The sequence below is a fragment of the Paraburkholderia tagetis genome (genome assembly GCF_022213065.1).
GTDB lineage: Bacteria > Pseudomonadota > Gammaproteobacteria > Burkholderiales > Burkholderiaceae > Paraburkholderia > Paraburkholderia tagetis.
In genome coordinates this window covers 185,404-197,928 of record NZ_JAKLJA010000001.1, presented here as the reverse complement: position 1 = coordinate 197,928, position 12,525 = coordinate 185,404, and the positions used below count along the sequence as shown (strand labels likewise).

General features: G+C 57.6%; 10 protein-coding genes. 1 reads left to right on the top strand and 9 read right to left on the bottom strand.

The annotated features are described in order from the left end of the window. Positions 1 to 394: 394 nt before the first annotated feature. Complete coding sequence (gene cobA / locus L5014_RS00815) at positions 395 to 1,177, top strand: uroporphyrinogen-III C-methyltransferase (protein WP_238461688.1); 783 nt, start codon at positions 395 to 397, stop codon at positions 1,175 to 1,177. A gap of 16 nt (positions 1,178 to 1,193) precedes the next feature. Here cobA and L5014_RS00810 read toward each other — a convergent pair whose 3' ends face one another. From L5014_RS00810 to L5014_RS00770, 9 genes are all read right to left on the bottom strand, one after another. Then, positions 1,194 to 1,976, bottom strand: a complete 783-nt coding sequence (locus L5014_RS00810) for an alpha/beta fold hydrolase (RefSeq protein ID WP_238461687.1) — start codon at positions 1,974 to 1,976, stop codon at positions 1,194 to 1,196. Between the two features lie 102 nt (positions 1,977 to 2,078). Further along, positions 2,079 to 5,744, bottom strand: a complete 3,666-nt coding sequence (locus L5014_RS00805) for an ImcF-related family protein (RefSeq protein WP_238461686.1) — start codon at positions 5,742 to 5,744, stop codon at positions 2,079 to 2,081. After that, the gene (locus tag L5014_RS00800) at positions 5,725 to 6,954 is read right to left on the bottom strand and encodes a hypothetical protein (protein WP_238461685.1); all 1,230 of its coding nucleotides are present in this window, start codon (positions 6,952 to 6,954) and stop codon (positions 5,725 to 5,727) included. The genes L5014_RS00805 and L5014_RS00800 overlap by 20 nt, the downstream gene beginning before the upstream one ends. Before the next feature lie 50 nt (positions 6,955 to 7,004). Further along, positions 7,005 to 7,268, bottom strand: a complete 264-nt coding sequence (locus tag L5014_RS00795; RefSeq protein WP_238461684.1) for a PAAR domain-containing protein — start codon at positions 7,266 to 7,268, stop codon at positions 7,005 to 7,007. Then, positions 7,265 to 7,921 (bottom strand): hypothetical protein, encoded by a 657-nt coding sequence (locus tag L5014_RS00790; protein WP_238461683.1) that lies wholly within the window; start codon positions 7,919 to 7,921, stop codon positions 7,265 to 7,267. The genes L5014_RS00795 and L5014_RS00790 overlap by 4 nt, the downstream gene beginning before the upstream one ends. 629 nt (positions 7,922 to 8,550) lie before the next feature. Further along, positions 8,551 to 9,021: a hypothetical protein gene (locus L5014_RS00785; protein ID WP_238461682.1), complete on the bottom strand. Its 471-nt coding sequence runs from the start codon at positions 9,019 to 9,021 to the stop codon at positions 8,551 to 8,553. Further along, positions 9,018 to 9,617 carry a hypothetical protein gene (locus L5014_RS00780; protein WP_238461681.1) on the bottom strand — a complete coding sequence of 200 codons (600 nt, stop codon included), beginning with the start codon at positions 9,615 to 9,617 and terminating at the stop codon, positions 9,018 to 9,020. Before L5014_RS00780 ends, L5014_RS00785 begins: the two co-directional genes overlap by 4 nt. Further along, on the bottom strand, positions 9,598 to 10,080 hold the full coding sequence (locus L5014_RS00775; protein ID WP_238461680.1) for a hypothetical protein: 483 nt from the start codon (positions 10,078 to 10,080) through the stop codon (positions 9,598 to 9,600). Before L5014_RS00775 ends, L5014_RS00780 begins: the two co-directional genes overlap by 20 nt. Positions 10,081 to 10,083: 3 nt before the next feature. Next, positions 10,084 to 12,471 (bottom strand): lysozyme family protein, encoded by a 2,388-nt coding sequence (locus tag L5014_RS00770; protein ID WP_238461679.1) that lies wholly within the window; start codon positions 12,469 to 12,471, stop codon positions 10,084 to 10,086. Between the last annotated feature and the right edge of the window lie 54 nt (positions 12,472 to 12,525).

Here is a 12,525-nt window from a genome sequence, read left to right as displayed (position 1 = left end):
CGCCGGCCGCCGGATCGCCGTTGATCCTGTTCGCTAAGGGTTACGCAAGCACCGTGCCAATTCGCGAGAAATCGCTGAGAGCCCTGCGCAGCGGGGGCCTGCACGAATTTCCCGGCAACCGGGCTAGCGCGATGCATCGGTGCGTCGCGATGTAGCCCGGCACAAGTTTGGTGCCCCGCAGCACGCTCGCTGTGCGCTTTCGATGCCCCATGGCGATGCACTCGCCCCGCCGGAACCGGCGAAGGTGGTGCATCGAGCGACTTTTAATCGACGTATTACGCGCTGGTCTGGAACTTGCATAACGGGACACGAGCGGCAACGCTGCCGCAGCGAACGCGCTGGCGACTGCCACACGCGCGCCACGCAGCAAACGAATGAACGCGAAAGGACAAACATGAACGCAACGGGCAAGGTCACCTTATTGAGCGCGGGTCCGGGCGACCTCGACCTGCTCACGCTGAAGGCGGCCAGGGCGCTCGCCCGCGCCGACGTCGTGCTGCTCGACGACCTCGTGAATCCCGAGATCGCCTCGCTCGCCCCGCAGGCGCGCGTGATCAAGGTGGGCAAGCGCGGCGGCTGCCGCTCCACGCCGCAGGCGTTCATCGAGCGGCTCATGCAGCGCTATGCGCGCAAGGGCCTCGATGTGGTGCGCGTGAAAGGCGGCGACGCCCTGCTCTTCGGCCGCGCGGGCGAAGAACTCGCGGCGCTGCGGCGCGCGCAAATTCCGGTGGAGATCATCAACGGCGTGTCGTCGGCGTTCGCGGCGGCAGCAGGCCTGGGGGTCTCGCTCACGCATCGCGACCATTGCCAGGGCGTGATCTTCGTGACGGCGCATCTGCGCGACCATAGCGAGCCGGACTGGCAGGCGCTCGCGGCCACGCGCATGACGCTCGCCATCTATATGGGGATGAGCCGCATCGAGGGGCTGTGCGCGACGCTCGCGCAAGCGCTTACGAATGAGACGCCGGCCGCCGTGGTGCAATGGGCCGGGAGTGCGAACGAGCGCCGCGTGACGGGCACGCTCGGCACCCTCGCCGCCATGGCGACGCAAGCCGGGTTCGGCAGCCCGGCCATCATTCTCGTGGGCGATGCGATTGGAGAAGCCGTCACGCTGGCCGCGTTCGATGAGGATGCTCGCGCGCTTGCGGCGGGGATGCCGGTGTTGCGAAGCGCGTAGCCTGAGAGAATGCGTTCTATTGGCTCGGGTTGAGAATATTCGAAATGGCCGACGCCAGACCATCGGGGTTATCGTACGCAACCATATGTTCGGCGTTGGCAACGAGTTCCACGGTACAGCCGGCCTGCTCGAACTTTGCAATTTCGTCGCTCGTTGCCGTATCCGAGAGAATTACCCCTTTTATGGCGTTCAGATTAGCCAGATCATTGAGCCAATTGCTCGAATTATCGTCGATGGCCGATCTGGCCCATTGGTAAATGGCATAAGGAGAAGCCACGGAGAATGGCCCCAGCCAGGCATCATTGCCGCCTTGGGCTTTCAATTGCGCCAGCAATTGCGCAAAGCCTCCGTTGACGAATTGTGCTTCGGTCTGCGAGGTCATCTCGGACAACATGGCGACACCGTAATTGGTCAGTCCTGGCTGGCACAGGACAAGCATGCCGACCTGAATCGGTAGTTGCCGCGCCAGTTTCAGCGCAATGAATGCGCCTGCGCTATGGCCGAACAGGTTCACGCTCGAGAAGCCCTGGCTCACCACGAAGTTCGACAAGACGGTTGCCTGCGCATCGGAGATGTATTCCCCGTCCTGCGGCTTGTCGCTAAAGCCCGATCCCATGAGATCGACCAGAAACGATCTGCATTTCGAGTATGAATCGGAGATGACTACTGGTGGATAATCGCTGCTCGATGCGCATCCCAGCCCGTGGATATAAAACAGCGGATCAAACGTATCTTCTCCGGAGTACAGATCCAAGTAGCGAAGAATGTTGGCTCTATCGTCGACAGGAAATGTATTCATATCTGCTCCTTAAAAGCTCATGCTGATCGAGCGGTTCGATAGTCCGCCAGAGTCAATGTGTCATCTGGCGCCTCACTTCCTGTCACGGTTTCCAGGGTACCGTCATGGCTGTAAATCCGCGGGCAAGGGTGGCAGGGACGGCAATCCGGTGATTACGCCAGCGCGGCCCGTCACGAAGACGCGCTCCGGCATCTTGAAGCCGCGCAACTTCAACAAGTCCAGCGGCCCCGCCCCCGCCTGCACGCGCATGATGTAGCGCAGTGGTGCTGCCGCATCGCCGTTTGTGGCGCCTGTCGCTCCGCCCGTAGCGGACGCGGCCTTCGCTTCGTCGCTGGTCCCGCCCCCAGTCCAAACCAGTTCGTAGCGCGTATCGTCGAGCGCCTTCACGCGGGCCTTCTCCAGCATCCGCAGGAAGGCCCAGTCTCCCGTGGCATCGAAAGCGAGACGCAGCCCTCCGTTCAGCGACTGCCAGTTCAGCGACGCATGGCCGTTCAGGCCGTTACCCGGCCACGCAAGCGGTGTCCAGGTTTCGCGCTGGTTGAAGTAGATGACCTGACTGCCATCCACGGTCAGTTCCGTGCGCGTCACTTCCGGTGTCGGCTGCGGCATGATCTCGAAGTGGTAACCCGCCTCGCCCCGGGCATAGAGGCGAGCCCCCATCGGCCCGATGAGCCGCAGCATGGCGAGAAACTTCGGGTCGAACTGCAGCGACTGCGGCGCGAGTTCGTTCGGCACCCACTGGTCGCCCTGACGCTTGAGCACGCCAGAGAGTTCGCCCGCGATGAAGCGGCTGATCAGGCCCGTGTCGGGCCGCACGTAGCGACCAAACTCGGCGAAAGACGCATCAGCAGTCGTTGGCGAGAACGGATAGCGCGAAGCGAACGACGACTGGAACGGTGCGGCCACGCCCGAGCGCCACGCATCGTTCAGGCTGGCAGCAGCCGGTTGCAGGACGGCCTGCCAGGCCGCGTCGAGTGGCTGTACGAACATCGCCTGGCCGAAGCCCGCCCACTGCGCGCCCAGGCTCGCAGCGGTCAACGCCGCGTCGTCGCGCGCCTGAGTCAGATCGGAGAGCTTGCCCTGGAACACCGCCTGCGCGAGCGCCCGCGCCATCGACTGAGCATCCGGGCTCGACTGGATCTGCTGCAACTTCAGGCGCACGGTCGTATCGGCGGTCAGCACGCGCGAGAGGCTCACGCCGTTGAACGCGGCGGCATTCGGGGCGTTGCCGTTGGCTGCTTTGCTGCGGTCCGGAGCCAGGTTCGCGTCGCCCATCAACGCCAGCAACGGGCCGAACGAGCGGTCTAGCGGATTAACCACGGGCGCCTGCATTGTGTCACTGCCGCTCCCGCCCAGCAGCCCCTGTGCCTTGCGCACGAGCGCGTCGGTTAGCGCCTGCGAGGGACGCCCCGCTTCGCCCTGGTACTGCACCGACTTCATGACCGCCAGCAGCGGCGAGGTCTGTGCATCGGTCAGCCGCGTAAGCTGGTCGATCACACCGGAGAAGCTCGTGGCCGGGAGCCACCGGAAACTGTTGAGCAGGGTTGCCCACGCAGCGGCGTAGTCGGTGAAGTAGCGCGTGCGCAGCCGTTCGCGAAGATCGTCGGCGTCGCGCTTCGCGTCGAGCGCGGTACGCGCGGAGTCGACCGCGCCTTCCACGGCGGTGGCGCTGATCTGGGCCGTCGGCTGGCCGCCGGTCAGTACCCAGTCGCCCTCGACATGCGGCGCCTTTGCAGCCGTGTCGATGGACTTTTCGATGACGCCCTCCCACGCGGCGCGCGTGAAGATGCCCGGCACCGTCTGCGTGGTTGTGAACATGCCGTGTGCGTCCGCGCCGGCGAGCAGCGTAGCGAGCGAAATGTCTGCATATTTACCGCGCGCCTCATCGAGCACGCGCTGATAGAGCACGTCGTCACTTGCCGCCAGGCCGATCTGGTTCACGAGCGTCGAGCGCATCTGCGTGACAAGCGGCATCGATGTGCTGATGCGCCACTCGGGATGGGCCTTCAGATGGTCGGCCCAGAAGCCCGCGAGCCGCTGCGAGATGTCGAGCCATTCGCCCGCGCGCATGTCGACCGGCGCGGGCCACGCCGCCAGCAATTGCGCCTTCACGAACGGTGCATCGGTGCGCGCCGGAGTGGCCAGCATGAGATATGCCTTCAGGCGGTTGTACGCCTGTTGCTGCGTGTCGTGACTCTGCTGTTCGTCGGCACGGACCTGCGAGAATGCGCCGAGTTGACCTTCAATCGCCTGCACTATTGGCTGCCGCAGGTTGCGCGCGGCCACGATGCTGTAGGGCTGCCACAGCGCGGCGAGCAGGTCATCGTTGCGCGAAAGGCCCGCGCACAGGTACCACGGAGCGCCGTGCTCGCGGCGGTATTCGAGCGTCTCGATCTCCTGCTGCAAAGCCAGCTGCGCGCGTAGCGCGGGCGGCGTGCCGGGTGTGGCAGCAAGCGCTGCGTCAGCAATTGCTTCGTCATCCTTGACAAGTGAGCGGTTGCCGATGCCCGAGATCATCAGCAGCACGATCCACACAATGGCCCCGGCCATCGTGCACCACGCGAGCGCGTGCGGCCAGTACAGCTTCGTGCGGCGGCCACGGTAGTTTGGCGAGCCTGCGGCGATCTCGCGCCAGACCGGCAGCAGGGCGGCGGGTTGCTCGCGAATGACGGTTACCATCGGCGGCGCTTCGGCCGCCTCGCCAGACGAAGCGCCTCCATCGACACTCCCTTCGCCCCCGTTGGCAACCGGCACCGGCACAGCAGAGGTGCCAGGGAAGACCGGCGCGAACAGGACACCGGCAAGTGGCGAGCGCAGCCAGTTCGACGCGGCAAGCGCGGCCACGCTCGCCGCGATGCGTCCGGCATGGTCGCCGGCATACTTCGAGACTTCCATCATCCAGGTCACCCGAAGGCTATTCCGGGTACACAATTCCACGCCTGCGCCCGCGGTCGTCTGCTCGACTTCGTTCAGAAGCTCTGGCAATGCGGCGGCCGCTCCCTGCGCCTGCCTGCGCGAATCGTTCGGCAGGAAGGCGCCGATCGCGTCGAAGCGTTCGGACGGGCTACCCTGCGCCTCCACTGGATGCAGGAACGTAACGGGCGCGGCCCAGCCGAGTGCCGTGGCGATGCCCGAGAGCGTGCGTGGCAGTTCGGTATCCCGATCCTCCGCACACGCGACATGCACCACGCCATCGACTGGCCGGCCGTGGCGTAGCCGGCGGATCTGGCCGAGCCACTTCGCCGCCTCGATGCCATCCGGCGCGGCATGGACAAGAATGGTTTCGTCCACGTGCAGGATGCCTGCCTGCTTGAGCCCAGGCGCGACCTGTTCGACGCGCTCGTCCGTGCCGTTCACCAGCAGCCAGCGCAGACGGCGCTGCCAGAACCAGCCGTGCGCGACGCGCAACTCCTCGACCATGCGTTGCAGACGTGCGTCGCGTTTCAGGGATTTGGCTACCTTCGTCTGGTCGCCGGTTTTGAAACGAAAAAGTCTGGCTGCCGCAGCATATGCGCCAGTCGATACGGAGAACAAGTGGGCGGCCACGACGACGACAAGTAACGGCGGAATTGTCACGACTGTCAGCGTGCGAGGAACACCATTCGGAATGCCAAGACGATCGCCTTGAAACCACACCAACAGGAGAGCGGCGATGGCAACGACGAGGGCGGCAAGAGGCAAGCCCCAGATTGCGATAAGGCCCGTGGCCGCATTGCCGGCCACGGCTTGGGGCGCCAGGATCTGCAAGTTATTTTTGGGCGTCGTCATGCGTAGAAGTGTCTTTTTGATCTGCGGATATGACATGAAGGATGGCCGACTGCAGCCCATCGACAATCAGTTGCGGGCCGTCCGTAGCAGCAGCTTCGATTGCAGCGCCGATCTCCAGCAGGCCGTTGCCGGCGCATGCGTCGCCGACAATACGATCCAGCCGGAACTGCCCGGCATCTTTGGCCGCAGCCCGAAAACCAGCGGCATCGAGCGCCAAGTCGCAGTGCTCAACCGGGCGGGTGATCCATGCGCGCGTCACAGTGGCGGCATCGACCCCGCCCCAAATAGCGGCATTTACGAAGCCATCCTCGGCTTCGCCGTTCATACTTTCGACAGGTCTGTGCAGCACCGCTTTCGGGCTGACATCTGGCGGAAGCCTGAAATAGCCGGCATCGAAAAGCACGGCAGCACACCCTTCGGCGCGACCTTCATCGATCTTGTCGTCGTACCATGCTGCCGCGACAGCGAGAAGCGGACGTCGTTCGCGTGCATCGAGCCACGCATCGGCCACCAGCAACCCGTCAGTTGCCGGGACGGCTTGAACCTCAAGTGGCGGCAGCGCCGCCAGCCGCAACGCATCGCGGACCTGAGCCAAACGCAGGCCCGCAATTTCCTGCTCGACCAGTACGCGCACTTGTGGCCAGTATGCTTTTTCGTATCGGGTCAGCGCCTGGATGCTTCCGACCAACGGCTCAAGCGCAACACGGATCATCTGGACAGCGGAATCGGCATTCATCAGCGCGCCTGCGTCGCTGCCCTCTACTTCGCCTTCACCCGTCATGCTCGGGCCAATGAGTAACGGGTCGTGGTCACCAAAGCGGTTGCACAGAACCTTGCCCGAGCCGTGCCGCGGTGCCTGCGCCTTCAGGATCGATTTTTTCCGGGCAAGAACGTCGGCCAAGGATTGGCCCGCCAGCGGCAGGCAGTAGCCTGCGTCGAGTACATGCAGCGGTCGCTGCGCGAACCGGATCCTCTGCGCGAGCCAACGGTCACGATGATGGTTGAGCCAGTGCGCGCAATACCACAACACCTCGTAGACGGCACGAGCAAAGCCAAGCAGGACCAGGAACAGCCCGTTCGGCACACCCACCATGCAGATCCAGAACTTGAGGCCGCTTGCAGGCTCGCCCTTCTGCCACGCGAGCAATACGATTACCGGTCCGAGCACATTAAAGACGAACCAGGTAAACGCCCATGGCCAGAAGCGCATCGGTGCTGGATATGGGCTCGGGCGCCCGGCGGGAGAAAGATCGACCGGCATTATTCGATGTTGACGTTCTGCAGTGACGAGATCAGCCGGCACCCGCAGGCGCAGCGGTAGTGATGCATGGCGACGGGCTTGCCGTCGCGATCGGGGAATCTGTCGTAACCCTCGTCAATCGTGGTCGGTCCGTGCAAGGCACAATTCGCATCGTCACCCTTGCGGGCAAGCGGCCTGCCCATGAAGTTGGTCCATTCCGAACCGCCGGTAACTTCGCCACCGTGTTCTAGTTCGTCGCCTTTGCGGATGGGGGATTTTGTCATTGCTTATTCGAAGAATTTTTAAATGCATTAAAATGACCAACAATCGTAACTCCACGCAGCAACTCTGGAATTCGATCGCTCTCTTGATTTTCAAGCTTCCCATTCTGAATTTCAAACGAAAAACATGCCAACCTCCCTCTATCCGGGCATATCAAAAAATAATCTGGAGCATTCAACCTTTCCTGATCACCGAAAACTGAGTTTACGTATTCGATAGTTCCAGTCCAACCGTCCCCTTCATACTTTCTCTGCCAAATAATTCCGCGCGTGTACCGTCCACCTGAATCAGCCTGGGCAATTTCATCGGCTGAAGTTTGTCTTTTCGCCAAATCTGGTTTCGGCGCACCAGATCTAGCCGTAACGCATCCGAACGAAAGTTTTCCATCAATTGGCCCATTTACAGACCTCAGCAAAACATAAAAATCAAATGATGTTATTCGATCATTTATCTTTAAAGCCAATCTCGAAATTTTATTTAAAATAGGCTTATTGATGACATATCCACACTGGTCCGCCAGCAACGAAACATTGCCGACCAAATCACCTGACCCACGATCTTTCGCGCCCGCATTTCCACCAAAAATCAATGAAAATAATAAAATACCGGCCAGTAGAATACACCTCATAAAACCATCCTTCTTGAGATCGCTCAAGCAAAAATCCAGACAGTCGCACGCCTAGTTGTTCTCAGACGCCCTGATGATTTGAGTTGTGCGATTCTGGCTTCCTGATAACAAAGGCCGGAATGAATTGGGGCATCTCCTTTTGACTCAATCAACCACATCCCTTGAATATCATAGGTTTCACCTCAGTTCACGAATAGGCCGTCCTTTGCGGCGGATTCGCTTATCGACGTTATCGCTATTGCTTGAGGGCAGACGTTGAGCCGCTTGCCGGGTTGGTGGGCTGCTCGTCAACAAATTCTACTGATTGCAGGATCGCTCTGATTTTCCACAACTCGTTAGTTGTGACGTATGCGCGACCATTATGTATAACCACAGACGGGAAATCCGCAGCTAGCACTGAAAATCCGATCAAAACAAAGAACGCTGAAAAAAATATTTTCCCAATCTTATGCCTCTCTATAGTAATCACACGTTACCAGGCGATTTCATTTTTTCTGGGAATACGCATCAGCATAGTCGATTAACATATCCGTTAATTTGGCCACAGAAGCAAGGAAAACGTTCGTTCGCGGCACCAATCCATTAAGACGTCCAGTGCTATTCGGATCGCCAGTATTCACTGCACGCGCCGACCTTTCAAATTCTGTTTGAGATTTTCAGTTACACAATGGCACATTTTGATAAGAAATAAATCCCTCACCATTCCACAAGTATTGATTCAACGAATATTCAGAACCATCTGGATCACTAACGCCATACTCCATAATCATAGGCACTCCGGCCTTGTTGGCGCCAACTTTAATGCCAGATCCATAAGAAATGAACTGAAATTCGAATTCACCGCTTTTGGCTGCAAATATGCCGGTATACGAATTTTTCGCATTCAAAGCAGACTCAATCACGCAAATTAAAATTACTTTCCCGCGAAACGATTCTTTATATTTATAAAACTTCAACCCCTTCTCAAACTCGGATATTGGGCACGAGTCAGCAGCACAAACAAATTTCTGCATATCGATATCTGCATGTAGCCTCTCAGCCATCCTTTCCCGCTGAATATCAGTTCCGCAGGCGAATACCAACCCGGAAGAGAAAAGCAATGAAACAAAAATAAAAAACCTTCTCATGGTCGCTGCTTCTCCAATGACACTTGAATAGTATAAGTTGTCGGAAAATATTTCCTCTTCGGGTGATGCGTATGTGGATCCAATACTGGTTGACCACTCGCATCAAGCACAGGTTCCTGCGCCGTATTTCTTCGCCAAACAAAAGAAATTTTCTCCGAAGAGTCTCCATCAATCAAATCAAGCAAAACGCATTTAATGTATACGAATGATTGCAATCGATGGTCCAGGCCATTTATGTTTTGATTCGCCACATTGCCGTTAGTAGATTTGGATGCCTGAATTACCGCCTCAATTTGCACTTCACCCGCATCAGTCGTTTTGAGAGTATTCAGGGCCGGGTCTTTTTCACCGATCTGAACCTTGTGGCCGGCCTGGTCGAACCAGGCCGTGAAATCGGCATCCGCCATGAAGACTTCGAAGTGCAGATGCTGCACGTCCTGATGCTTGCCGACATAGCCGAGCATGTCCTTGCGGTACACCTTCTTCGTGCCGCCCGGCTGCGCCACCCCATCCTTGCCGCCGGCCGTATCGAGCAGCCATCTGGGCAGGGCATTCGGCGTTCCGGTCTCAGGCGGATCATTCGGCTGTGGAGCCATGTTCTCCTGACCGGAAACGTGTGACACATAATTTAGGCACACCATTATTCCAATAAGTGCTGACGAGACGACGTCTTTTTTTATCGACCTTTAGATTAATAAATTCATCTCCGCACATTGACGACGGATTTCGTTCCACAAATTTATTGTCCGATGATGAAAATGTAAAAATTCTATAAATTGAATACACACCCATTCCATCATCTACATGCCACACCGAAAATCCATATTTCCCGCTAAAATCGTAACTATCCACGTTAATGTGGATCACCTTTTCCGTATCAATACTCACGTCACCTTGTGCGCTACCGTTTCGGTAGTACGTTTTCCACATCAAATGATTACCTTTAATTTCAACTACTGCCTTAACTCCGGGAGCTGGCGAGAACGATTCCGAATTTTCAGCCGCACATACTGAAAATGCCAAAAAAAGATATGCCAGAAATAAAAATATTTTCCCCATAAATCACTCCGGTTTTAGCAAATTAGCCAAGATTGGATTTTTTGGATGGGGAAGCGCAATCATCACCGATTCACTCGTATCCACTCCGTCATCCAAAACACGCAACGCAAACATCGAATATGCCTGCCTTTCGTAGTATCCGTTCCCACCTCCATTTACCAGGCGACTTATCAAACCAACGTTTAGCGCGAGAAAATTATCATCGGAAACCCTGTTAATATTACCGCCCCTGGAATAACGTTTCGATACCCAATAAAATCCACCAGAGTCACATGCATACTCAGCATCTTCCGCAATAATATCCGGATCATATCGAGGAAACCAAAGCATCAAATGTCCACCATCAGCCGGATTCGCCGTATAGTGGCGCGAAATTGTCGTGATACGATGGACTACACTTGGCAATCGCTCGACATAGGAACCGCCATTGTTGTCAGGTATAGCGCGGTATTTCCCATAGGCATCGAAATTGCCAGCCCACGTGAGCTGCATGATTCCACGACCGTAAAATGGGCCATAATATTGAGTTGCTGGATTGGCGGCAGAGTAGTGGCCAAATCCCCATTCATGCATAAGTCGCTTCGCACCACCAAGATCACGCCATTGAGCGGTTTCCAAAAGCACTTGCGCCAAAAACAAACCAATTCTCTTTGAATCACTTCCAATATATTTTCTAATACATTTATTCAACTGAATCACGTGTTTCTTGACGCGCTGACAAGCGATTTGATGTGTAACCCTATATGTATCGTTATCTGTAGCAATGGCTCTTCGAGGGCTACCGCTTTGCGTATAAAACGGATAGCGAGGGAACGTTGCAGCCAATTCGCTTACGGTCAGCCAACCGCACCTCCTGAAATGCCGGATAAACGCCAACGGATGGAAAAACCACAGTTTCTGCCCGGCGAGCGGCGTCTTGTCCAGAAACTGGAATTTGCCCAGAAAATCGATGAATTTTCTGTACCCGTCGGGGTTGGTATCCTTCTGTCTTCCAAAGAAACCATCCGGATCGTTCAAATTCTTGTACCGATCATCATTGTTCGACGGATCCCATTCGCTGCGCGCCATGCACACCAGCCCCCGGAGCTTTTCGCGCACACCTCGGGCAATCTGAATGTAGCCAGCAAGCTGCTGGTTGTGACTGTTGTCGTTGTTCTTGTCATATTCGAGTGGCTGCACAATGCCTGAAGTCGCCTGCGGATCTTCCACGCCGGTCAGACGACAAAGCGAATCGTATCCACAAAGCCCGTCATGATTGAACGGCGTGTTTTCCTCATCGACCTTTTGCCAGCCCGTAAAGAACGGGAAATCCGCATCAGAGAGTTTCTTGACTGCATCCGGCGCAATGTTGACGTAGCCCTGCTTGCCGCTCTCGTCGAACGGCACCGCAATCCATGTAGCCGGGGCTTCACCTTGATGAGTCCGTGAAAGAATGCGTCCAAACCGCAGCATTTCATAGCCGTCACTCGGGCACGCCGGATACAACGCCATCGCACGCTGGTACAGATCATACTCATAGTGCTTTGTGCCGTTGTCATATGGATCCGCGACGGGATCAGGTGTAAGCAGAACGACATTGCCGCTATTGCCGCGATCGATCCACGCGCGCGTATAGCGCCGCCCCTTGTTGAACCACGCCTCGACATAGAGCGTGTCATTTGCGCCAATCGATCCGCCCGGCAACCGGGGAAACCAGGTGTCGCTCATTCCTGCCGGCTTCGGAGACAAGTCCAGCGGCCCCTTGATAATGAAATAGCTGTGCCCCCAGTAGTCACCCGATTGAGGCTGGGCCGGGTCTTTTTCACCGATCTGAACTTTGTGGCCGGCCTGGTCGAACCAGGCCGTGAAATCGGCATCCGCCATGAAGACTTCGAAGTGCAGATGCTGCACGTCCTGATGCTTGCCGACATAGCCGAGCATGTCCTTGCGGTACACCTTCTTCGTGCCGCCCGGCTGTGCCACCCCATCCTTGCCGCCGGCCGTATCGAGCAGCCATCTGGGCAGGGCATTCGGCGTTCCGGTCTCAGGCGGATCATTCGGCTGCGGAGCCATGTTCTCCTGACCGGTCATGTCCAGCAGGTGCATGTAAAGCGAGTAATACGTGATCGCGCGCCCGTCACCCGTGTCCGTCTTGTGTCTGAGCAGGACGAAACCCGCATTCGAGTTCAGCAGTGGCTGCCCCGTTTGGGGATCGGTCGCGCCGTCCGATATTGCATTCTTGCAGACCCGGTACGCCACGACCTCACCATCGGCGATTGCGCGCACCGGCTCCGCCTGGCCCGGGCCATGAGTGCCCGGATTCAGATGAATACCGCAGTGAAAACGCCGGTCGAAGGTGACCGGATAGACCCCGTGATGGCCGATCTCGAACTGGTCGACCAGGTCCATCATGGGGTCCGGTCTGGACGCATCGCTGGGCGTCACGCCCGATACGGGCAGAAAGGG